Raw genomic sequence first — 25760 nt, 5'->3', positions numbered from 1 at the left:
CACTCCCCCGCTACCTGCTGTTTATAATTCCATCTATATATTCCGCCATTGATACTATGGTGTTGTAATAGTAAATATCCGATATATCCATTACGTCAGGATATTCATCATTAATGGCTTTAAGAAGCTCAGCGGTGAGAATGGAATCTCCGCCTACCGTCTGGAAATCATCGTATACATCAAGCTTGCCGACATCCAAAACCTGCGCCCAAATCTGTATCAGCACCCTCTCAATTTCAGTCAATTCCTCCATTGGCTTTCCCGTTATGCTGACCTCGACAACCTTTCTGCCTCCGCTTTGCTGACTGTCCTTCTCCATTCTCCTTACCTCCTTCGATAAAGCCTTTCTTATCGAGTCCTCCATATTGAAGGTAATGGAATCCTTTCTGACAGCCAGATATTTATAATTTATCTTACCGGGTATAACACGGCATTTTGATGAGCCCGCTATAACGCTGAAGGCCTCAAAGGCTCTCTGATTATCCAGAGACTTGAATATTGTGTAATCATCAGTTGCCCCATACTCAACCGCCATTCCCGTTTCAGACCAGATGGGCCAGTTTATTGTTACAGTCCTCATACCCCTTTTATTGCGGCAGAAGCTGAAGGAGTCCATATAGCAGCCGGCAGCGGTATAATCCCCCTGCCCCGGATCACCGGTAAGGGAGGTTATTGTTGAGAACAGTACAAAAAATTCCGGCTTTGCCTCCCGTGTCAAAATATCCAACAGCAGTGTTCCCGTTGTTTTAGGTTCAATAACACCGGCAAACACATCCTCATTCCTGTTTATAATAAACCCGTTTCCGGCAACACCCGCACAATGTATAATTCCGTCTATGCCTCCGTGCTCGCCGATAATTGAAGCTATGACCTCTTTCATTCCGCCTTCGTCATAAACGCTTGCGCTATAGCAAAACACCTGAGAGCCTGCCTCTTCCAATTGACACAGCTCTTTTATTTTTGCGGCCTCCTTTGAGCTGCCGCCCTCTGAAATGCTTTTCCAATGCTGCCTGTCAGCCGTCTTAGTCCTGCTTACAAGGCAAAGCCTTGCTTTAGCCTGTGATGCAATATACCGCGCCATCGCAAGCCCCAAGCCTCCCGTACCGCCTGTTATAACATAGACTCCGTTTTCTTTAAGCTCCAAGGGCTTTTGCTCTAGCTGCTCCTTTTCTATAGCAGCCAGCTTTTCCATATAGCGTTTGTTATTCCTCAATGAAACAATGCTGCTGCCGTCGTCTGCCAATATTTCATTTACTATGCTGCCGGCATCGGTCACACCATCCACGTCAATCAGTTTACATCCCAAATGCTCATATTCCAGCCCGACAACCTTCGAAATTCCGAATAATGCAGCGTTATGAGGCTTTATTGTCTCCTCGCTGCCATCCACCTCATTGACATAGTCGGCCAGAACGGTTATTCCGTTCACAGGCTTGATCTTGCTTGCAACCGCAGCCCTGACCAAATGGTACATGCTGTACACTCCAAGGCTCTGCTCATGCTTTAGATCCCCTGCCGTCTCTACCTCATTGCCGTTCCATGCAAAGGAGTGTATGATTCTGTTAAAGCGGTAGTCCTTTAATTCGTTAAACAGCCTTTGGTAATCCCCGTCACTGTCACCCACCATATATTTATCGTCGGCCACCCGTTCAAACCCGCCGCCATACTCCACCTCTACCAGCTTAAAGCTTTGTCTTAATTTATTTACGACACTGTCCGCGGCATTACAAGCTCCTTTAAATATCAAAATGCTGTCCCCGGAATTTAATTCATGGCTTTGGGCAAGGGCCGTCTGCTCCCAAATCATTTCAAAGTAATCTATTTTGCTGTCCGAACCGGCAGAAATTGCCGCGCCTACATTATCAACCCTTTTGATGACATAATCGGTAACCTCACATAATACAGCTCCATTTTCACTTAAAAGTGTTATGTCAAAGTTAACGGTTTCGGCATTTTCTGTCTTACCGGCCTTCCTTCTTATATGGCTGTATGTCCTCTTTTCCATAGGAGCGAAGCTCTTAAAGCTCTTATATGTAAATGGAAGATAGGTATTATTCTCACTGCTTTGGCTCATATAGTTCATTGCATTGTCCAGCATTCCGGGGTGAAGCTCTAATGTATCTAAGTCTGCCGCAATGTCATCAGCCAGCACCAATTCAACCAGTGCCTCATTATCACCGTGATATGCCGTTACAACATTAGCCCATCTTTGTCCGAATGAAAAAACACCGAAGGTATTCTCCTGCCCCTTGCCGCTGTAATCTGCCACCTCAGCACTGCTTGCCTTGATTTCATCCAGGCTGCAAATCCCTGCGTCATCCTCTTCAAGCACTAAAATAGTACCTTCACAATTCTTAAGCCACCGGCCTTCCTCTTCCTTATCGGATAAGCTTGCAATAGTAAAGCCGTATTTATCGTCCCTGATATGCCTGATTACAGTATGAACCTTTACAGAGTCGCCTTCATCAACCATAAGCGGAGTTATAAAAAATACATCCCTTAGCTCCAGTCTGTCTGAGCCTGTGGTAAATGAAGCGGCTGCTCTGGCCATTTCCAGATACGTAGTTCCGGGTATCACACAGTTGTTCATTATTTTATGGTCACTTAACACCCAGTGCTTATCAACGGCAAATTCTGTGGAGTATATGCTTTCGTCTATCGAATTTATAAGGCGGTGCTCAACAAGGGGATGAGTAAGCCTTTCCCCAAGCTGCCGGCTCTTTATTTTGGACACCTTGGACTCTGTCCAATGCCTTGTTCTGTCCATTGGATAATTGGGTACGCTTATTAGACAGCGTTGCTGCCCCAAATACATCTTGTCCCAATCAATGTCTGCACCCTTTATGTATAATTTGCATAATTGCCTCAGCCCGTCCCCGGCATTGCCGTCATTGATATGCTCCTTTATAAGCCTGTCCGCCATGTCTGTAAGCTCCTGCTGCTCTGTCTCGTCAATATACCCCTCCGAAGCCGCGCCTGATTTTTTTGAAATGATTTTATGGGCCTGATAATAGCAATCCTCCGCCTTTATTGAGCCAAGTCCGCTGCTTATAATGGAATCCAGCTTACTTACAAGCTCCTCCCTGTCACTGAAAATAACGGCAAGCCTGTGAGCGTAATGATCCTTTCCCGTGTTGGCGCTGTAGCACATATCCTCCAATGAAATATTCCCGCTTTTATTAACAAAATCCCTGTATTTATCAACAAAATTAATTGCGGAGTTTTCATTTTTAGCCGAGATAGTCAGGCAATTCAAGGTGGCTTTTTCCTGCTCTTCCTCTTGCGGCTTTATATATTCCTCAAGAATAACATGGCAGTTTGTCCCGCTAAAGCCAAATGAGCTTATTCCCGCCCTTCTTGGGTCATCCTGCTTATTCCATTCCGTCAGCCTGTCGGTTATATACAATGGGCTGTCACAGAAATTGATATACGGGTTTGGGTAATTAAAGTTTATTGACGGAGGGATCTGTGCATTTTTCAATGCAAAAACCACCTTAAACAGCGAAGCCATGCCCGACGCCGCTACAAGATGCCCAAGGCTTGTCTTTAAAGAGCCGATGCCGCAGAACTGCTTATTTTTTGTATGGCGTCTGAAGGCATTTGTAAGGCCCTTGAACTCAATAGGATCGCCCAGCACGGTTCCCGTACCGTGTGCTTCGATATAGCTTATTGTTTCAGGCCTGATTTTTGCCTTTTCCCATGCCTTAATTATAAGCTCCTCCTGAGATGCGGCATCCGGGGCTATTATTCCGCTTGAGGTTCCGTCGTTGTTTATTACGCTCGACTTAATAACGGCATGAATATTATCCCTGTCCTTAACAGCCTTGCTCAGAGGCTTAAGCAGAACGATCCCCACTCCTTCCCCCCATACTGTGCCTCCGGCATTTTTATCAAAGGTCTTAACTAAAAAGTCTGTGGCCTCGACTGAACTCAAATCCTTCCCATCCTTGTGAACATCCTGAGGCGCCAGAATATTCAGGCAGATGCCTCCCGCAACCGCCATATCACATTCTCCCCTATGAATGGATTCACAAGCCATATGAACCGATATAAGTCCCGACGAACATGCGGCGTCAATCATCATGGCGGGGCCCTTTAAATTGAGAAAATAATTGAGCCTGCTTACGGTAATGCTTTCCCACGATCCGGTAAGCTGGAGCGCGTCGGCCTTGGACATATTTTTATAAAAGGATATATTGGTGTTTTCCTTTCCCAGAAACACCCCCGTTTTTGTCCCTGCAATTTTTTTCCTGCTATAGCCGGCGTTTTCAATGGCCCCGAAAGCAACCTCCAAAAACACCCTTTGGTGAGGGTCCATATACTTTGCTTCTCTCGGGGGGATGTCAAAAAAGTCTGCGTCAAACTTATCAATTTCATTTAAGTAAGACCCCTTTGCATAAATGCCCTTATTATAATAGTCCTTCTCATCAATGGGCCCGCCTTCCACAAACTCACAATAGCAGGGATTGGAATACAGATGAGTGATTGAGTCCTTTATTCTTTCTGTCGGAAAATCCCCTATACAATTCAATCCGTTTCTTAGGTTAGTCCAAAAATCCTCCAGATTGTCGGCATTTGCAAATCTTCCATCTGCGCCAATGATAGCAATTGGTTCATCAGAGCCTGTATTTTTGTCCTGCAGCTCCATGAGCATTTCTTTGGCCCGCTCATGTGACAGCTCTTTATTGGCAATTTTTTCATAAATAAACTTTTTTATTTGTTCCATGGTTCACTTCCCCTTTTATCATATTTATAATTTGCTGATTAATTTGTCTGCCTCTTCAGGAGTTATTTCTCCCTCCTCAAGCCTGATAAAAATATCCTCCATGGTCAAGGGGCCGCTATTGCCCTCTTCAGTGCGGCCTTCACACTCGTTTATGCCGTCTATGTAAGCCGCCATTGACGCTATTGTGGGGTATGAAAACACATCGGCTATGTCAATCATTCCTGGAAAGTCCGATTCCATAGCCTTCAGCAATTCCGTAGCAAGTATGGAATCACCGCCTAAGCTTTGAAACTTGTCATTTATGTTTACTTCATCCAAACCCAGTATTGCCGACCAAATCCTTGCCACAGCTTTCTCTGTGACGGTAATCTTTTCTGCCGGCCTTCCCTTTATTATTACGGATATGCTTTCACCGGCGAAGCCCACAGCGGCACTGCCGGAGGTCTTGGGCTTCCTCATTGCCTGCTCTGTCCTTGCCGGCAGAGTAAAGGGCAGCTTGTACCTTATCTGCTCCAGATTCTTATAGTCAATGGCTGTGGGAATTATTGAATCAATTTTTCTTTCCAGCACCTTACCCATAACGGATAAAGCCTTTTGGGTTTCAATCGGAATAAATATCTCTTTGTCAAAATCAATATCAAAATCGAAGGCCATCCCAATTTCCTTCCATGCAGGCCAGTTTATGGACACAGTCTTATATCCCTTCCTGCTTCTTGCGGCAGCAAAGGAATCCATATAGGCGTTTGCAGCCGAATAATCTCCCTGTCCCATTTCACCCATGAATGCCGATATTGATGAGAATAAAAGCATGAAATCCATATTATCCTCTCTGCAAAGCTTATCCAGCATCCAGGTGCCTGTTATTTTAGGGCCTACAACCTCTCTGAATGCCCCGTCCTCCTTGTTGAATAAGAAGCCCTTGCCCGCTACTCCGGCTGCATGAACAACTCCGTTTATCTTTCCATGGTCATCCCTTATGCTGCTTATAGCCCGTGATATTGATTCCTCATTGGCAACATCGGCACTGATTAAATATACCCTGCTGCCGTTTCTCTCAATATCGGCTATAGCGGCAATCTTTAGTGCATACCTCATTGCCCCGGCACCTGCGTTCTCTTTTTCCGCAATGCTCTCCCACTCTTCTCTCGGAGGGAATTCTGAGCGGCTTACAAGACAAAGCTTGATTTTACCTAGACTTGAAAGATATTTTGCGACACTTAATCCAAGTGCTCCCGTTCCCCCCGTTATAACATATACTCCATTTTCCCTGATTTCAAAATTGCTTTCCTCAAACCGGTTTATATCCACAGGCCTTAGTTCCTTAACATACCTTATGTTATTCCTGTACGCTGTAACACAAATATCGCCTCTGCCGGTAATACCGTCAGCAATTACATCCGCATCGGTTCTGCGGTCTATATCTATGGCTTTTATCTTCAAATTTGAATACTCATTTGACGCAACCTCGGCAAGCCCTAACAGCGCGGCATTTAAAGGCTTGGTCCCTCCATCGTCATGGGAATTGATATCATAGGCATAATCACTTATGACCACCATATTACGATTTATCTTTATGCTTCCGTTTACTGCCGCCTTTATAAGATTAAAGAAGCTGAAAATGCTTTTATGCATAGATAAGTCCATTTCCCCGGATGTTTCATAGCCGACCGGGCTGTCAACCGCCAGAGAGTGGATAATATAGTCCGCAGAATTTATGCTAAGCCGTTCAAACAGCTCCTTATATCCGGCTTCACTGAAATTAGCGGCATACAGGCTTTCATTGGTCTTTTTGAAGCATTCTCCTTCAACTACCTCAATAACATTGCCGCCTTTGTTTCTAAGCAAATCACAAATCCGGCTGTTTAAATTGTCCTGTCCCTTGAAATAAAGAATGGTGCAATTTGAAGAGTCACTTTGCTCCTCCATAGCGTCTGCTTCCTTCCAGCCTAATTTGAAAAGCTTGCCGTCCTGGTGATTATCCGGCCCGAAATCCAGGCTGTTGACCTTTTTAATGGTGTATTCCTCTATTTCCGCCAGCAGCTTACCATCACTGCTTACAAGGTCAATGTCAAAGCTAATGGTTTCACCGCTTCCCTTTTCCTTCCGCCTCAGGCAGCACCAGAAGCCTTTTGGCAGCGGCTCAAAAAACCTTATTCTCTTATATGTAAATGGAAGGAATAGCTCACTGCTTATTTCCGAATTTAAAACATTTACCGCACAATCCATGAGCGAGGGATGAATAATGAAGCTTTCAAGATCCTTTTCATACTGCCGCGGTATCTCGATATATGCCAGATACTCCTTGTCCCCTGAAAAAATTTTTCTGGCACAGTCCCATCTCGCTCCAACCTCAATATCACTCCTGCTGCTTTCAACCTGAATTATACTGTCCATGCTTAATTCCTTTAATGAGTCCTTCATCTTTTCAATATTGGGAGAATTCCTCCCCGCTTTATTTGGTGAAAGATTGATTTTTCCGGCGGCATGGACGACAGACGCACCGCTGTATTCCGGCTTGCTTGATACGGTAAATTCCAAAGCATTTCCCCTGCCCTGCAAAACTGTGTGTACGTCCCTCGCTTCTCCGGGCTTAACTGTCATAGGGCTTAAGAAGGTAAGCCCCAAAATCTCAAAGCCGGCGTCATTATAGTGACAGCGGATTATTTCCCTTATCATTTCAATGTATGTGGTTCCCGGAGCCAAATACTGCCCTAATATCTTGTGCTCGCTCAGTACCCAGTTATTTTCAACACTGAACCTTGTTTCATACACAAAGAAGTCATTCATGCTTATCTTCAAATTATCTATAAGAGGCATGTCAATTTCTTTTTTGTAAAATGCCTTTCTGTTTTTGATTTTATCCGATGTTTTAACCCAGCATTGCCTTTTTACAAAAGGATACGCCGGAATTGACATTTTCTTTATGTCTCTGCCCTGCTTTAAATAATATTTCTCCCAATCGACATCCGCTCCGTCAACATACAGACTGCATAACCGCGATAAATTATCAATTGTATTAAAGGCTTCCGCATCAAAGTCTTCGCCCTCCATCCGCAGGATATACTCTTCCACCCTGGATGTCAGCAGACTCTTATTGCTTTCGGTGATCTCCCCGTCGCCTGTAACAAGAGAGTCCTCTGCGACAACTCTGTGCTCCTTGTACATTATACATGTGTCATCAGCCATGCTTTCAGGATCGCTTATCCTTTCAAGCTTTGCAAGCAAATCCTCCTTGCCGGACACAATCAATGCCAGTCTGTATATATAATGCCCTCTTCCCGTATTTGCGGTATAGCACAGGGAATCTATATCTATTTGCCTGCCGGATGCAAGGAACGCCTTATAGCCGGAGATTAAATCAATTAATGCCTCCTTGCCGGACGCGGATATTGTCAATATTTTATAGCCCCTTGCTTCTTCCGCGGCATTGCCGCTGCCTTCCGGCGCCTCCTCCAATATTATATGGCAGTTTGTTCCGCTAAGCCCGAACGCGCTGACTCCGCAGCGTCTCGGATAATTGGCGGCCTCCCATTTCCTTAATACGTCGTTTACAAAAATGGGAGAATCGACAAAATTAATTTTTTTGTTTGGATAATTGAAATTGAGGCTTGGCGGAAGCTCGCGGTGGATTAATGACAATACCGCCTTGAAAATACCCGCTGTGCCTGCCGCGTTATCCAGATGCCCTATGTTTGTCTTAAGAGAGCCTATTCCGCAGAACTGCCTTTTGCCGGTAAACCTTCTGAATGCTCTTTGCAGCCCGTTAATCTCAATAGGATCTCCCAGATTTGTACCCGTTCCGTGTGCCTCCACATAGGAAATAGTTTCAGGCTTCACACCTGCATCCTTCCATGCGCTTATTATAACCTTGGACTGCGCCTCGGAATTAGGCGCGGTTATTCCCACCGAAGCACCGTCCTGATTTACGGCGGAGCCTTTAATTACGGCATATATTTGATCGTTATCCTCAATTGCATTGCTTAAAGGCTTGAGCATGAGCGCACCCGCACCTTCCCCCAGCCCCGTCCCGTCGGAGGTTTCGTCAAATGTCCTTGCATGTCCCGAGTCCGATTCAACCCCCAGTATTTTTTCCAGCCCTATTCTTAACTCGTCATCCTTCTTGGTGGGAATAAGCAACAGCCGAATGCCCCCCGCTATTGCCATATCACATTCATTTTGCTGCAGTGCTTTGCACGCAAGATGTATAGCCATGAGAGAAGATGAACATGCCGTGTCAACAACCATCGACGGGCCTGTCAAATCGAGAATATAGGCAATTCTGCTTGCGATAATGCTCCTTAAGTTGGGCACAACAGAAAGCTCAAGAGCCGCGGGGTCATTTGTCCTGATGATTTCCCTGTAATCCTCCCCGAAATCCGCGCTATACCCGACAAATATGCCCGTCCTAGTGCCCTTTATTTTATTGCCTCCGTAGCCCGAATCCTCTATGGCATTCCACGCGGTTTGCAAAAATATTCTTTGATGAGGGTCCATCAATTCCGCTTCCTTTGGAGAAAGTGAAAAATGCCTGTAATCAAACTCATCTATCCTGTCAAAGTAAGCTCCGAGAAAATACTCCTTGCTGTACCCGTCACCGGCTCCCTTATTGCGGTAATACTGATCCACATGCCCTTTCCTTGCCTCGGGGAACTCCCTCACCAGACTGCCTCCCGATCTTATGGCGTCCCAGAACTCATTATAGTCCGCAGTACCTCCGAATTTCCCGGACATGCCTATAATGGCTATATCCCTTCTGGTAATTTGGGTTATGGAACCGCTACTATCACTGTCCTTTGAAAAGCTCAAATTTTTAACATTCAATAAATCCTTTTTCATGATGTTATACCATAGCTCCAATCCATTATTCAAATTTCCATTTGTCAATCAACCAGCATTTCAATTAATTCCTGATAGTTGCTTAATATCTTTTTGATTTTGGACTGCTTAAACACTGAAGCGTTATATTCCAATAGAAACACCGGCGCGCCGTCTTTATTGTCGATTTGGAAAATCAAGTCGAAAACATTTTCCAGCCCCTTGGTCTGAGTGCCTCCGACAGCCACCAATACCGAAGCGGGGGTATTGTTAATGCCCTTTCCAAGCTCTCTTACCTGTTCAACAGGGTAGCTCAAGCAGCCGGAATACCTCTCGGTTATCCCCTTCATCTGCATTAAAACCTCAGCTAAGTCTTCAATGCCGTTAAAATCCAGCGATATGTTCCTTATGGCATTTTCGCCCGTTAAAATAGAAGCAACTGAAAAGGCCTTTTGATTTGTTATCTGTGATATAAGGAAAAGGAACATTGCCGCAAAGAGTATCTCATTAGTAATTTCATAACTTAAGGAAATCTCTTCAAAGCCTCTGATTTTATTTTCATCTACATTCAGGCATAGCTTAATACTGTCCTCATATGAATCCTGCATAAAGGCATCCGGGAACTCTATAACCGGGGCCTCATATAATGGTTCGTCATTATTTTGATACTTTGATTCTATGAAGCCGGCCAGACGCTTTATGGTAGGATTTGCGAATATATCCGCCACCTCGACCTTATCCTCATATACCTCATTTATCATGTTGCTCATAATGACAAGCTGCATGGAATTGCCGCCTATATCAAAAAAATTGTCATTAATTCCTATGCTCTTAGCAGGCAGCAGCTCCATCCACACTTTTAAAATTTCTCTTTGTACCTCATTATCCACCGAAACCTTTTGGGTATTATCAGACGATGTCTCATTATTAAAGCCTTCAGGCGAGGGCAGAGCCTTTCTGTCAAGCTTGCCGTTAGGCGTCATCGGGAATTCATCTATCCTGATGAACACCGACGGCACCATATACGAAGGCAAAACGCCGTGCAGCTCCTCCCTGATCCCCGACTTGTCCAGCTCCCCGTTTGAAGTATAGTATGCGGCAAGATATTTATAGCCCATTTTATCGTCAAGTGCTAAAACCGCACAGCCTGTTATGCCTTCATATTTGCCCAGAGCTTCTTCTATCTCCTTTATTTCTATGCGGTAGCCCCTTATCTTTACCTGTGAATCATTCCTGCCTATAACCTCTATATCTCCATCGGGCAGCAGTCTGGCCAAATCCCCCGTTCTATACAGCCTTGTGCCTTCCTTAAACGGGCTTTCAATGAAGCTTTCATCTGTTTTTTCGCGATCATTCAAATAGCCTCTTGCCAGTCCGTCACCTGAAATGCAAAGCTCACCCGGTTCACCAATCCCCGCCGGAATATTTCTGTCGTTTAATATATAAACCTGCGTGTTTGCTATAGGCCTTCCTATAGTGATTTTTTCTCTGTTTGTAAGCTCCATGACGGTTGACCATACAGTTGTTTCGGTAGGCCCGTACATGTTGAAAATTCTAAGGGAGCTGAATTTTTGCAGCTCGGGCAAAAGCTTTTTTACAAACGCTTCTCCCCCAACCATAATTTCTTTAACGCAGCTTAAGGCTTCCCGGCTTTTTGGGTGGGACATGAGCATTTGCAGCCTGGACGGCGTTATTTGAAGCATGTCTACCCGGTGCGTTACTATAAGGCTGCTAAGAAGCTTTGAATCCATCTGCTGCCGTTCATTTGCCAGTATTATCCGCGCTCCCGTAAAAAGAGGCAGAAAGGTTTCCAACACAAAAATGTCAAAGGAAACGGTTGTTAACCCAAGTATCTTTTTTGAAGGATTAAAATCAATAAGCCGTGTTATTCCCGCAAAGAAATTATTTACCGCCCTTTGCTCAATCATCACACCCTTTGGCTTCCCTGTGGAACCCGAGGTGAATATGACATAGGCAAGATCCTCCGGCCCGTTTAAAACGGGAGGGTTTATCTCCTTCTGTCCTTCAAGGGCTGTGTCGTCAGCGTTCAAGACATTGCCATGTAAGTCTGTTCCCTCCGAAATATTTTGTGACGATATGACAAGGGCGGCATTACTGAACGAAAGCATGTAACGCACTCTTTCGGGGGGATAATCGGGGTCTATGGGAATATAAGCCGCGCCCGATTTCAAGACACCCAAAATAGCCGCAAACAGCTCAATGGAGCGGTTTAATATGACTGCAACCAGGCTGCCTCTGCCAATGCCCATATCCCTTAATTTCCACGCCAGCTTATTGGCTTTTATATTCAATTGGCTGTAAGTAACCGTTTTATCCTCAAACACCACAGCAATACTATCGGGTGTTGACCGGACCTGGCATTCAAACAGCTCCGCCAGAGTTTTATCCCTGTCGTATTCCAAATCGGTGTCGTTTAAGCGGGAATACATGGACAATATATCCTTTTCATTTAAATTCAATTGCAACTCCTCATTTCTATATGCAGCTATCTCCCCCTCTTTTGAAAAGAGAGGGGGCAGGGGGGTGAGTACGCATGGAATCATATCCCGAATATATCGGAAAATTTAAATTCCGGGTAATATTTATCCGCCTCTTCCTGGTTTAAAAGCCCCCCAACACAGGCCGGAACATTATTTATGCGTTGAATGTTGTTGATTATGTGGAATACATAATCATAGTTATGACCGAACATCTTTATGGCGACAGACTGTGTAAGCAGCCCTATAATAGCAAATATGTATGTGTTTGTATTAAATATTTTCAACCTTCCCGACGGCTCTACCGCCTTTTCCAGAAACGGCATACACTCCACTATAAACTCGGTAAAATTGGGAAAGCTGTTGTCTCTGGGGTTGACATTAACCCTTTTGCTTTTTACAGCCTCTCCGTTAATAATAAATTCAACCTTTGCTCCTTCATAAACATGCATTGCGCCGTTCTCGTCAAAACAGACCTTTTCAAATATATCCTCAAGTCTTAATGCATACCGTATGCTTTTTTCATTGTTATAGGTCTGCAAGCCGGACAGGTATAATGCTCCGTCCTCAATATATGAATTAAGGTTCTCCTCTTCATAGAACAAAGCGGGTTCTTCCATTTTGTCACAGCCCTCATTCATATACAGCTTATATGCGGTAAACACGCCCCTTAGCACCTCGGTGACATGAAAGCAGTGTGTGTCGCTTGTCTTTGTCTTGCTTAAAAACAAGTTGTCAATTTTATACCCTAAAAGCTTCTTGACTATTTTGTCGAAATATTTAGCCGAGCAGACTATTCCCTTGCTCCCGCGGAATGAGGGATCTACATCAATGGTTTTTATTTTCCCTTCCCCATCTATTGTAAGGGTCAAAATACAGGGGGCAGAGCTATAGCCGCTTCTTACCTTCAGTATGTTTCTCTGCCACGCTATGATTTTCGTATCATTCCCGGTGCTTTTAAAAATAATGTTGCCCCTGTAGCGCGCCATAGCAACACTATCGTCTAAAAGGCTATAATTCTCTTTTACAATTTTATTTATAAAATTGTCGTTATTATTTAATTTCCCCAGTAGCAACGATGGCTGCCTCACCGATATAGCTCCCATTATAAATGTCCCCCTATAAAACTACCATGTTATATACATGCACGCAAAGGTTAAACCGCACGCACTGCTCATCAGCACCACATTCTTACCTTTTTCCAGCAACCCGGCGTCATTTGCCATTCCTATAGATACCGGCAGGTTTGCGGCGGCTAAGTTGCCAAACTCCTTGAAGGTATGTATGGGAGCCTTTGATCTTTCTACTCCCAGCTTGTCCAAGGTGGCAAAGGTAATATTGTCTCCAAGCTGATGAGTAAAGAATAAATCTATCTTATCCTTATCAATGTCATTTTCCTCAAAGCTTTTTAATAAAAAGCCGGGCATATTCTGTATAATCAGAGCCGAAAGGCTGTAAGGATCTGCCCATATTCCATTCAATATCTTTTCATATCTTGTCTTGGGCAGTGTTATGCCCGGCAGCATGTATAGAGATATATCCCAGTTTTCGGTTTCCCTGTACTGGAAGTAGTGCTTTATTTCGGGCCCGTCACCCTCTTTAGAAAGCAAAAACGCACCCGCGCCGCTTCCAGCAAAAAATGTGGAGAATTTCTTGTCTATATCCTCCACAACATCAATCCTCGCAGTATTCTGAATGCTCTCCCCCACTTCATACGGGTGCTCGCTGGCTACCACTAAAACATTCCTGTATTTCCCCGTGGAAAGATAAATGCCGGCAATTTCAATACCCTTCATAAACCCGTTGCAGGTATCGCCTATATCAAAGAAATCGCCGGTTTCTATTCCGATTTCCTTCGCTATGACAGTGGCAAAGGAAGGCTCAAAAAAAGGATTGCTTACCGCTGCAAAAATAAGGCAATCAATTTCTTGGGGAGTGACATTGGCTTTTGCCATAGCATCCTCGCAAACCTTGACGGCCATTCCCACCGCATTATCCCCGTTAATGCCTATGGAGCGGGTCTGAACTCCTAAAAATTCAAACTTTCTTTTACAGCTATATGAAATATATTCAATGTCTTCACTGCTTAAATGGTCCTTGTTGACCTCAAGAAACGGCTCTACTACCTGATCATTCGTAATTCTTCCCTCCGGAACATAATATGAAAAAGCTTTTATTCTTATACTATCCATTGCCATCCTCTTTCCCCTCTTTCCTTTTAATATGGACTATTTCGTCTCCTTGGCCGCCATTGCCTCACTGATTATTCTAAAGGTCGCTTCCATGTCCCTCATCTCCACCAGTTGTTCTGTGGGAATCTTAATTCCCAGCTTCATTTCCAGCTTGATAATAAAATTTACAAGTGACAAAGAGTCAATCCTGAAATCATTTATAAAGTTTGATTCCGGTTTGATATCATCAATGTTTATGCCTAAATGATCGGATATGATCTCTTTAAAATCTTCCATTGTTATATCTGCCATTTCTATTCTCCTTTACCAAAATTAGCTCTGGCCCTGTTGTTAAAAAACAGTCTTTGATTATCGGGTGTGCCGGATAATGCCCATTCTCTAAGCACATTCTTCTTTACCTTTCCCGACTCCAAAATAGGCATCTGTGATATAAAAACAACATCATCGGGAATTTTATAATTGGATATCTTTCCTCTGCAAAACCTCATAATGTCACCTTCTTTTAATACAGCCCCCGGCTTTGGAACAACAAAGGCAACAAGGCTTTCTCCGAGTATTTCGTTGGGCTTGCCTACGACGGCGACATCATGAATTTTATCAAAGCCATACAGACATTCCTCTATATCGCTCGGATAAACATTAAACGCGCCACGCACCACCATATCCTTTGATCTCCCCACAATGCTGATATTTTCTTCATCATACATTCTGACCAAATCTCCTGTGTAGAGCCATCCCTCGTCATCTATCACTTCCTTGGTCTTTTCAGGATTTCTGTAATACCCCTTCATATTGAAGCCTCTTAACGCAAGCTCTCCGACCTCACCCTTGGGCACCTCTTTTCTTTCCGAATCCACAATTTTATATTCAATTCCGTCTACAGGCTTGCCTATTGTGTTAAAAGTGATGTCGGGCAAATCCTCCAGCCTGGTAATAGTTGATATGCATGTAGCCTCAACAAGCCCGTATGCATTTATGATTATGCCCTTTGTAAGTTCTGCTATCTTTGCCGCCAGAGTGGGCGAGCATAATGATCCCGATACGACGCATCTTTGCAGGTGGGTCAGGTCTAAATGGTGGAAGTAAGGGACCGTCAATAAAAGGCTCCAGAAGGTAGGCTGGGTGTGAAATGCTATGACGTTTTTATTGTTGAGATACCGTATTATCTCATTTGGTATAAAGCTTGAGCACATCTGAATTGTCTCTCCCGTCAGAAGCTCAATGAATAACGCCATAAAGCCCTGCGCGGCATATAAGGGAGCAACGGACATTGTTATTCCGTGGGACTGCCCGCCCTCTTCCTTTTTTCTTTCACCGCTCCATATTTCATTAAGATTATGGCATATCGTTACAAAATAATCGTGCTGGAGCATCACACCCTTAGGGTTTCCCGTAGTACCCGACGTATAGGCTAAAAGGAAGGTGGCATCCTCCTCAACCTGCGCCTCCAATTCCATCACCTTATTGAAGGCATCATGGTAATTCTCATCATCCTTTAGCCTCAGCACATCTAAAAACAGAGTTTTGTCCTCAACCTGCTCTTCCATTTGGCATACTATCAAATTCCTTAAGTTTGGCAATTCATGCTTTATCTCGTCAATAACCCTGTAAAAATCAAAATTGTCTATTTGCCTTTCATATATAACGGTAGACGCCTCGGCATTTGAAAGGACATTTTTCAATTCTCCCGCCTCATACCGAATGTTGACGGGTATCACCCACGCCCCCAGCAGCGCCAGCGCATAATAGCAAAAGATATATTCCACCCTGTTATTCATCACAATGGCAACCCTGTCACCTTTTTTAATTCCCAGCTTAGATAAATTATAAGCTATGATTATTGCCGTTTTCTGTAAATCCTTAAATGAATAGTGTGAATCATCAAACATCAGCACCGTTTTGTCCTGAAACTTTTCGGTATATGAATTAATAACATTACCAATGGTTTTTCTACCTTTAAACATTTACTTATCCCCCACTTAAATATCTGATAATCACTCACGCCAGCTTTCTGTCTATCATTTCCTTTAATTTGCCGATATCTCCAAAGTTGTCCTCAATCATTTCCTCCGGCAAAATGACAATGCCGTATTCCTTCTCAACAAAGCTCATAATTTCCAGCATAGACAGAGAGGAAACCACTCGTGAATTGTACAGCCTGAAATCCATTTTCACCTCTTCCTTTGGAAACTTTGCAATCCTTGCTATGTTGTCAATTAAGCTATCCAAATTAACACCCGACTGTGTTGACATAATACCATCCCCTTATTTTTTATATAAAATTATTTTTATCCTATATGTCTATATAAATTAGGATATAAACTATCTAAAAAGGCTGTAAAATAATTTCCAGAATAATAATTTCCCCGGAATGCGTGACCGGGATATAATTTAAGCTAACTAAAATCACAAGCGCCTTCTAAAGGTATACATGCTTTTATAGTTAGAGTAGAAATTATTATGGAGGATATTATTTTACATCCTCTATGTTTGTAAAATCTTTGTCACGTCCTATATACATCTATGCTTTTCTGTAATGGTTATCAAATACAAACGCGACATGCTTTACTACATACCTTCCCATATCGGTGACCTTAATTTTATCGTCCTCAAGCGTTACTATACCGTCGCTTGCAAATTTATCCAGCTGCTTTATTTCACTTGCGAAATACTCATCAAAGTCAATATCAAAATCCTTGTTTATTGCCGTCTTGTCAATTTCATAGTACGTCAGCAGATATTTAAGAATTACCGCCGCCCTTATTTTATCGTCCTGATTCAGCTTGTGCGCTCCATTGCAGTCCAGAGGCATTTTATTTGAATCAAGATCCTCAAAATATTCCTCCGCGGTTTTTTTGTTATGGCAATACGTACCGTCAATAAAGCTTATTCCCGAGCTTCCAAACGCCACGACCTGCCTTCTGTCTGAAATTGAATACCCCATAAGGTCACGGTTAATCTTTTTATCCTCAAACGCAATATGCATGTTATTTCCCTGCTTGACATAGTGATCCCCTATTCTGACATAACCGCCTTCAGTTAAAAGCTCATTTGCCAAAATGGAAAGAACTATTCTATTGAAGGAATTTGGGACAGAGCTTGTAGGAATTAGCCTTTGCAATGGGTAATAGGCAGGAAAGTGCGAATAATTTTCCATTGCTATCCTGTCCGGCTGCAGCATCAATATTTTTTCCAGTGTATTCCGAAAACCTGATATCTCCTGAAACGGAAGCCCGTAGCACAGATCGACATGAATCCTCAGCCCCAGCTTTTTTGCTTCGTTAAAAAGCTTCTCCACAACCTCAGGCTTACAGTCCCTGTTAATAATCCTCTGGACTCTGTCATCAAAGTCCTGAATACCAAAGCTTATTTCGGTAAAGCCAAGCTCCTTTATAAGCTTTAATTTATCTATGCCTATTAGCGTGTCATCAGGATAGGACTCAATTGAAATACTTGATTTTTCGCCGGAGGTAATATTAAAATTGTCCGATATGACTGTAAAAATTCTTTCGAGCTGCCTTGGAGTGAGATTTGTCGGAGTTCCTCCGCCCCAGTGCATCTGGCTTATATTCATTTCGTCTAAGGGCATATACTGTGCCTTTAAACGAATTTCTCTTTCCATATAGTCCAAATACCTGTCTATGGTTTCTTCCGATGACCCAACCATTTTATAGCACAGGCAATAATAGCATGCCGATTTACAATAGGGAAAATGGAAGTATAAGAACGGGTTTCTTTCACTTCTTATTCCTTCGATATACTCGGCCTCAGAAGAATTGCCGTTCCAGCAGGTCAGTGTGGGATAGCTGATATACAATGGTATGCTTGCTTCATTGTATGTTTTTGATAAATATTCAATCTTAAGATAATCCTGATTATCCATCTCTCTTAAAAGTTTCATTATTATATTGCACTCTCCATTTCTCTATATGCTTTCTATAATATTTAGCGATAAAGATTTTACATGGAGAATATAATTTGATGGAAGAAATTTTTTTGACCCGTAAGGAATACATCTGAGAAAAGCGCCTGATGACAGACCCTAGAGACATTTCCCCGCAAGGCGTCTTTTCGATGCTATTTAAAAATTTCTGTAAGCAATTATATTCTCTATGTTTGTAAAATCTTTATTGCATACTATATAGCAGCTTTTTTGAATCAATTTTGCCGTTGGCATTCCTCGGCATTTCATCCAGCACCACAAAGGCTTCAGGTATCATATAATAAGGAAGCTTTTCACTGCAATATTCCTTCAGCATCATTATTGAGCATTTATGTCCCGGCCGTACCTTGATAAAGCCGTGCAGTATCTTGCTTCCCCTTTCTTCATTATAAACAGCCTCCACAGCCGCCTCTTCAATAAAATCCACCTTTAAAAGCGCAGTAACTATTTCCTGCAATTCAATCCTGAAGCCAGATATTTTAACCATATTGTCAATGCGCCCGATAAAGCGGTAATTCCTTTCATCAAGCCTTACGACCAAATCCCCCGTCCTGTATAGCCTTTCACCGTTGTGCCGCTTAAGCGGGCTTTTGATATAGACAAGCTCAGTCCTTTCACTGTTTTTGTAATAGCCCTTTGTTACCGTGGTGCCTCTTACAAAAAGCTCTCCCTCTTCTCCAATATCTGCCGGCTCCATTTTGTCATTAAGGACGACAATCTCTGTGTTTGCACATGCCTCTCCAATCGGTACCGGCTCGTCCGTAACCTCCGAGGCAGCTTTTACATGATAGGCGGTGCATACATTCGTTTCAGTAGGCCCGTATAAATTGTAGTAATCTGCCGCAGGGAAGGCTTCCATAAGCCTTCTAAGGTACACATTGGGAAACTCCTCTCCCGCAAAAAGTATTTTTTTCATGCTCCCGATTTTAGTAAAATCGGGATTGGCATGATTCATTATTGCAATCCACACGGAAGGCACCGAATACCACAAGGTAATACCACTTTTTGATATCCAGTCGAACAGCAGGCGCGGGTTTTGACCTGTCTGGAACGGAATAAGATTAACAGCTCCGCCAGAGGATAGTGCAGCGTATATATCAAATACCGATAAGTCAAAATGGAACGGAGCATGGCTCGAAAATATGTCGCTGTCATTTGTATTAAAATAGTTAACAGCCCAGTTTACAAACGTTAACGCGTTTAAATGAGAAAGCATAACACCCTTGGGAACACCTGTGGAGCCGGATGTGTAAAGTATATACGCCAAATCCTCGCTGACCGCCGGCACCTCAACATCAACGCCGTCATACCCGTCACTCTCCCCAACAAATACGCATTTGCCTTTCAAGTCGATATCTCCCATATAGGACAGTGGTGAGGATTCATTATATAAATTGTCGGTAAATACGATATTTAATTCATCAAACTTGGAGCGGTCTTTGCAATTGCTTAAAAAATAATTCCAATTGCCGGTATTTGTCAGCACAAATGCCGTCTCGCTTATATCTAAAATAGTGCTTATCCTTGTGCAGGGAGAATAATTGCCGTCGATCGGAATGTAGGCGGCTCCCGCTTTAAGCACCCCCAGAAACGAAATTATTGCTTCTATTGATTTATTAATATAAACGGCAACAACCTCTCCGGGCTTTAATCCCGATCTAATAAGAGTACGGGCCACCAGGCTGCTTTTTTCGTCCAATTCCCTGTAAGTAATCCTTTTATCCCCCTCAATAACGGCTGTATTGCCGGGGTATTTAATTGCCGAGTCTTTAAATAAATGATGCAGCAAATACTTATCCATCTATTTTCTCCAAGCCTTCACTAATAATTTTTTTCTGTATTTCCGAGGTGCCGGAATATATTGTCGCCGGAATTGAATCCCTTAGCTGCTTTTCCACCATATACTCCTTCATGAAGCCATATGCTCCAAAAATCTGTACCGCGTCAAGGCTGTTTTTAATCTTTGCATTGGATACCACAAGCTTTACCATCGACGCATCGGCAAGATTTTCCATTCCATTGTCAAACCTCCAGCAGGCATTATACAGAAGCCACCTTGATGTTTCAATATTCGCCCGCATTTCTACCAATTTGCCTGATATGCTTTGGAAATCCTTTATCCTTGTCTCAAACTGCTTTCTGTTATTTGCGTATTCAAGGGCAATATTAAATTGCTGCTCCATTGCTCCCAAATGATAAGCGCTCATCAGTATGCGTTCCCAATACATGGATTTATTAAATCCCATCATCCCCCATCTTTCCCTGCCCAGGAGATTTTCTTCGGGAACCCTGCATCCATTTAATATTATTTCCGCAATAGGGCTTGTCCTGAGCCCCATCTTGTGAAACACCTGTCCCACACTCACACCCTCAAAGCCCTTTTCAACAATAAAGCCGCTTATGTTGGCAATTTTAATACCGTCCTGATGTATCCCGTATAGAATCAAAACATCTGCCACAGGGCCGTTGGTTACAAATATCTTGGCCCCGTTCAATAAGTAGAAATTTTCTTGCCTTGTTACCTTAGTCTTCATTGAAGACAGGTCGGAGCCGGCTTCGGCCTCGGTTGAGCCATTACCTCCTATATGCTCTCCGCTTACCAGTTTAGGCAAATACCTTTCTTTCTGCTTTTCTGTGCCAAGCTTCCAAATAGGAACTATGCAGGTGCAGAAATGCGCGCATATGGAAAAAATGAGGCCCTCATCCTTGCAATACCTTCCAAGTGCTTGTATGGCCATTGCCATAGTAAGCATAGTCTCTCCCATGCCTCCGTACTGCTCCTCAAGCGGCAAGGCCAGTATGTCGAGAGCTGCACATTCATTCCACTTATCTCTTGAGAAAACCTGCTTTTCGTCATCCTCAAAAACATTTTCGTTAAGCTTTTTATTTGACAGCTCCTTTATCAGCTCAAGCATTTCCTTTTGAAAATTCGATATATTGAAATCCATTTATCCACACCTCATTTTTCCTGTCATTATATAATGAGCTTTAATTGCCTGTATTTACTCTATCTAAACCTACTCAATATCCCTTTTGCTTTTAATCAAATTTATTACATTATTTATTGAACTAAAGTTTTTTAAATCAATCTCATCGTCACAAATTTCAATTTCAAATTCCTGCTGCACAAAACTCAGCAGCTTCATTGCGAACAATGAATTGACAAACCCCATTTGAAAAATATTATCCTCATCAGAAAAATTTACTTCGTCATCAAATACCGAAAGGTTGTCCTCTATGTATCCCCTGATTTTATCCTTCGCCTTCATTGCATCCACTCCTAACATTAATATTAATGAAAATACAGGCCGTTATTTTATCTCTAATTTTATATATGGCGGAAATTCCTGAATAAATGACAAATCATTCTCTAAAACAAGGTTTCCGTTGCCGTCATCCTCCTTAACGTTAAAGTTGGCAAACTTATATGCAACATACATTTGCTTGTTTCTGTCGTTTTTCTTAAAATCGGCCACAAGCCTTTTACCGTCCTTTTTGGCCTCCCTCATTATATATGACAGCAGAACGGTGCCCACACCTCTTGATATGACCCTGCACGACATAAGAATAAGCTTTAAGTGCCAGTGAGCTTCCTTTATTTCCACTAAAGCCAAACCGATTTTTCCATATGAGCCATAGCAGTCATTCAATTCACAAATATACAGCCTGTGGGAGTGTGAGCTTAAAAAGCCCTTAAGGTCATCATAATCATACGTAACGCCGGTGGAATTAAGCTGATGTGTCCTGTATGTCAGCTCTTCCGCCCTTTTCAAATCCTCTTCCGCGGCATTTTCAATAATGAAATGCATACTTAAGGAAGCAAGAAACGCCTCGGGTGTTCCCTCGAAGGACTCCTCGACTTCCTTCCTTTTGATATCGTCGCTATACATCTTACGCCTCATTTTTGAGTCAACGGTAACAAACCTTGGGTTTAACCTATCAAGCGACAAAAGCTTTTGATATTCCGACGCGTCAAAGCACTCAATATCATGGTGGACAGCCTTTACCTCGTCCAGCTCAAACGGCTGATCGTCAATAAACATAAATGTATCAATTGCAATATTCAGATTTTTTTGAATTTTTGATATTGAAGATGATTTGGCATTCCAGTTGATTTCTGGATACAGAAAATACTCTAAAAGCCCCAGCTCGTTTAATTTCCTTACCGCATCGTCATGGTTATTCTTGCTTGCAACAGAATTCAAGATGCCTCTTGAATCAAGCTGGGCAATTATCTCCTTCATCCCGGGCTTTAAAGTGACATTACAGGACTCAGTTAAAACTCCGTCCCATATAGTATTGTCCAAATCCCAAACAACGCATTTTATATCCTTATTGTTTATTCCCTTTTTAATATCCTCTACCGCAGTGTGTAAGCTCATAACATTCACATTCTCTCTCCGCATTTATTCGGCTTTTTCAATCCTTATATATGAACAAAATCCTTTCTCCCATTTGCTTATCATCTTCTATACCGGCAATTTAAAGCCCGGTACCGCTCCCCATGTGTCAGTGTCGTCAAACAACTGTGTAAACCTTTCCGCCTGCTCGTCTATAGGCGTCCTTTTACACGTAAACACCGAACTCAGCATATCCACCGCAATTTTCATTTGCTCCTCCGTTGCCTCGGCTCCTGTTTCCTCCAGCCTGCTGTTTATGCTTTGAACCTCATTATATGGCTTTATCACGCCTGCTTCATATTCGGAATTATCCCAATTGTTGTTTTTTGTACAAACGGCAATTGCCATTGCCTTGGGCAGGAAGGATATTTTAGGCTTGAAGGGGTTTACAGGATACTCATTAATTATGCTTTCAAGCTCCTTAGGCTTATCAAAGGCATATGCCTGTGCATCGGGGATGTTTTTAGAGGCAAGATTTTTAACAACCTGTCCCGGCCCAATATCTATAAAGGTATTTACATTGTGATTTTGCATAAACGACATGGTTTTTTGCCATTGAACGGGACTGATTAGCTGCCGGTACAGCTCCTCAGCCAATGTCGAGGAAGCTGTTATGGGTTTTGCCGTGACATTTGATATTACAGGCCAGCTTGGAATTCTAAAGACTGTATTTTCAAGCAGTTCTTTAAATTCATCAGCCGCGTCCGTCATCAGCGGACTGTGGAAGGCGGCGCTTACGTTAAGAGCCTTAACCTTGACTCCCATATTTGACAGTACCTCCCCGGCCTTTGCAATTGCCTGCTTATGTCCCGATATGACAATCTGATCGGGAGAATTGTTATTTGAAACAACCGCAAAGCAATCACGCGTCGATACTTGCTCACATACCGCCCTTATTTCGGCTTCACCGGCTCCCATAACAGCGGCCATACCGCCTTGCGAGGCCTTGGCCATGAGCTCTCCCCTTTTTCTCACCAGCTTCAAGGCATCCGAAAAGCTTATGGCCTTAGAACAGACCAGAGCCGAAAATTCTCCCAGGCTGTGTCCCGCCAAATAGAACGGAGTTACCTCCGATATTTTCCTTAATACCTTGAAGGCCGCAACGCTGGCTGTCAACAATGCAGGCTGGGCATTTTCCGTTTTTGTAAGCTCGTCCAAATCACCTTCAAAGCACAATGCTTTAATATCAAAGCCCAGTATCTCATTTGCCTCATTGAACATGTAATCGGCAGCCTTGAAATCCCGGCAAATTGTCTTTCCCATTCCTATATACTGAGCCCCCTGCCCAGGAAACAATACAGCTATTTTATTCATATTGACTCCTTTATACATTTATTAAATGTTTATTGTTTAAGTGTTTTTTTATTTATTACTTAAGGCTTTATCATGAAATGAATTTTGATCGCTAGTATCATTAACTGTAACGATAAAAAATGCCTGTGATATGCTTAATATAAATTTAGTAATGTAATATATTAAGCATATTTGATATATTAAAGAGTTATTAATAATAATTTTTATATTATGCCAAACAAGGGCTATTCCAGATGAACTGATATACGGTATCTAAAACCTGTACTTATTTTTTATTACCAAACTTGCCTTTTATAAACGTCATGACCTGCATCATCAAAGAGGTCTTTGCTCCCTTGCTTCTCTTTTTAGCTATACTCCACCAATTCGGCGGTCCATTCTTCTCAGGTTCCACCGTCATAAAGCTTTCCTTAAAGGAAGCAAGCATTTTTAAAAATAAGGGGTAAGGCGCAGTGAAGGTCATTTCTTTGGGCTCGAGGAACGGTCTTCCCGTCAAATCGTAAAAGCCTATCTCGGCACTTTCCCTGCCCTTTTGAATATTCATCATGGGCCATGCAAATATGCTTGCACATCCCGCCGCAAAATGAGTTTCCAGTAAATTTTCACTATCACTTGAAAAACGCGCAAGTGTAACCAATCCCGCCAGCACCTCCGGGTTGACAAAAAACACAACGACATCAGGCTCTATATTTTTGTCTATAACATTATCCATTCGATCAAAAACAAGATATTTGCCCTTGGGAACTCGCCCCTCCAAAGGCTTGCTAAAAAAACGGACGGCATCCTCCGGCCTTTTAATATACCTTTCACCTTTATTAAAGCCGGGAACACCGGTGGAAAGGTAATGATGGTTAAAGCCGCATAATCTTTCAGAAAAACCAAAAGCAAATTTACACCCGGCGCATCCGAAATTTTCGGCATCAAATGCCGAAGGCATGCCATTTTTAAGTGTTCTTACCAAAAAGCTGAAGGCACATTTGTGCTTGTCGGCATCAACCACCTTTACTTTCCCGCTGGTGATTTCACTTATATCGTCGCATTCTATACAAAAGCCGCCCTTAGGTCCGATAGCTTTTTCCGGCCTTGTATCGGTATAATATGCTGCCAAAGGATGTTTGCAAGGACCCAGCATTTCAATCAGCTCTGCGTAATTACTAACAGCACTATTCAATTGACTCCCCCCAATCTAAAAAATAGATATCATGTTTTATGTATTGTATTTGTATAAAATTGTAGCATTTTTATGAATAATCACCATAAATACTTAATAATTTATATTTGACATCATTCTACCAAAAAGTTATATACAAAATCAAGCACTTTTTTACAATGTATTCTCAATAAAGCCAAAAATTATATCAATTGTAAAGTTAATATTAAGCTATTCTTTGAATTTTAGAGTAAAACTTACTATATTTTACATTTTTACATGTAAAATATAGTAAGTTTTTGACGATTTTTTGAGCTTTTTGTTATTTATATTGTCTTTTTTTCTATCTTTTTGTATAATTATGTTTTATTATTCCTCTTATTGTTTATAAAAAGTAAATTCTTAAATTTATATTATTTCATTACATAATTCTTAAAATTATTGCAAAAATAACTCTTAATTTTTATTCTCCTGTAATTTTAAATACTTTGATGAGATTTAAAATTAAATTAATGCTGAATTAACTTGACAAAGTTTTGTCTGATATGGTACTTTATAGTCTATAATCCCATCTTTGGTAACTGAAGAGGATAAAAATCCTTGCAAGTATTGTAAATGGCGGTTTTAAAGTGTTTAGTATTTTAAAAAAGTGTGTACTTTTTTTGAGGCATATGTTATAGGCCCTGAGAATACTGTATTTATTCATAGTTTATTTCATTTTA

15 protein-coding genes are annotated in these 25760 nt (G+C 42.3%); all 15 read right to left on the bottom strand.

Annotation, left to right across the window (positions count from 1 at the left end):
• Window positions 1-10: 10 nt before the first annotated feature.
• Window positions 11-4726, bottom strand: a complete 4716-nt coding sequence (locus tag DFR58_RS10820) for a type I polyketide synthase (protein WP_114297867.1) — start codon at window positions 4724-4726, stop codon at window positions 11-13.
• Window positions 4727-4750: 24 nt separating this feature from the next.
• Window positions 4751-9562, bottom strand: a complete 4812-nt coding sequence (locus DFR58_RS10815) for an SDR family oxidoreductase (RefSeq protein ID WP_114297866.1) — start codon at window positions 9560-9562, stop codon at window positions 4751-4753.
• A 44-nt stretch (window positions 9563-9606) separates the two neighbouring features.
• Entirely contained in the window at window positions 9607-12021 is a 2415-nt protein-coding gene (locus tag DFR58_RS10810; RefSeq protein WP_170138123.1) for a non-ribosomal peptide synthetase, read from the bottom strand.
• 80 nt (window positions 12022-12101) lie between these two features.
• The gene (locus DFR58_RS10805) at window positions 12102-13145 is read right to left on the bottom strand and encodes a hypothetical protein (RefSeq protein ID WP_114297864.1); all 1044 of its coding nucleotides are present in this window, start codon (window positions 13143-13145) and stop codon (window positions 12102-12104) included.
• A gap of 21 nt (window positions 13146-13166) precedes the next feature.
• Window positions 13167-14231, bottom strand: coding sequence for a 3-oxoacyl-ACP synthase III family protein (locus DFR58_RS10800; RefSeq protein WP_170138122.1), 1065 nt, complete (start codon window positions 14229-14231; stop codon window positions 13167-13169).
• Between the two features lie 36 nt (window positions 14232-14267).
• Window positions 14268-14522, bottom strand: coding sequence for an acyl carrier protein (locus DFR58_RS10795; protein WP_114297862.1), 255 nt, complete (start codon window positions 14520-14522; stop codon window positions 14268-14270).
• Window positions 14523-14524: 2 nt separating this feature from the next.
• Entirely contained in the window at window positions 14525-16195 is a 1671-nt protein-coding gene (locus DFR58_RS10790; protein ID WP_114297861.1) for a class I adenylate-forming enzyme family protein, read from the bottom strand.
• A gap of 34 nt (window positions 16196-16229) precedes the next feature.
• Window positions 16230-16484, bottom strand: coding sequence for an acyl carrier protein (locus DFR58_RS10785; RefSeq protein WP_114297860.1), 255 nt, complete (start codon window positions 16482-16484; stop codon window positions 16230-16232).
• Window positions 16485-16752: 268 nt separating this feature from the next.
• Window positions 16753-18132, bottom strand: coding sequence for an oxygen-independent coproporphyrinogen III oxidase (gene hemN, locus DFR58_RS10780; protein WP_114297859.1), 1380 nt, complete (start codon window positions 18130-18132; stop codon window positions 16753-16755).
• Between the two features lie 226 nt (window positions 18133-18358).
• Window positions 18359-19975 carry an amino acid adenylation domain-containing protein gene (locus tag DFR58_RS10775; protein ID WP_114297858.1) on the bottom strand — a complete coding sequence of 539 codons (1617 nt, stop codon included), beginning with the start codon at window positions 19973-19975 and terminating at the stop codon, window positions 18359-18361.
• A complete protein-coding gene (locus tag DFR58_RS10770; protein ID WP_114297857.1) occupies window positions 19968-21122 on the bottom strand; it encodes an acyl-CoA dehydrogenase family protein in 1155 nt (384 codons plus the stop codon). Before DFR58_RS10770 ends, DFR58_RS10775 begins: the two co-directional genes overlap by 8 nt.
• A gap of 69 nt (window positions 21123-21191) precedes the next feature.
• Window positions 21192-21443 carry an acyl carrier protein gene (locus DFR58_RS10765; RefSeq protein ID WP_114297856.1) on the bottom strand — a complete coding sequence of 84 codons (252 nt, stop codon included), beginning with the start codon at window positions 21441-21443 and terminating at the stop codon, window positions 21192-21194.
• 42 nt (window positions 21444-21485) lie between these two features.
• Window positions 21486-22556 (bottom strand): HAD-IIIC family phosphatase, encoded by a 1071-nt coding sequence (locus DFR58_RS10760; RefSeq protein WP_207659216.1) that lies wholly within the window; start codon window positions 22554-22556, stop codon window positions 21486-21488.
• Between the two features lie 87 nt (window positions 22557-22643).
• The gene (gene fabD, locus DFR58_RS10755; protein ID WP_170138121.1) at window positions 22644-23888 is read right to left on the bottom strand and encodes an ACP S-malonyltransferase; all 1245 of its coding nucleotides are present in this window, start codon (window positions 23886-23888) and stop codon (window positions 22644-22646) included.
• A 265-nt stretch (window positions 23889-24153) separates the two neighbouring features.
• Entirely contained in the window at window positions 24154-25059 is a 906-nt protein-coding gene (locus tag DFR58_RS10750; RefSeq protein WP_114297853.1) for a DUF169 domain-containing protein, read from the bottom strand.
• Window positions 25060-25760 lie beyond the last annotated feature (701 nt).

This window comes from Anaerobacterium chartisolvens (assembly GCF_003337415.1).
Lineage (GTDB): Bacteria > Bacillota > Clostridia > Acetivibrionales > DSM-27016 > Anaerobacterium > Anaerobacterium chartisolvens.
Note: the sequence above shows the minus strand (reverse complement) of the source record. Positions and strands in the feature narration are given on the sequence as shown.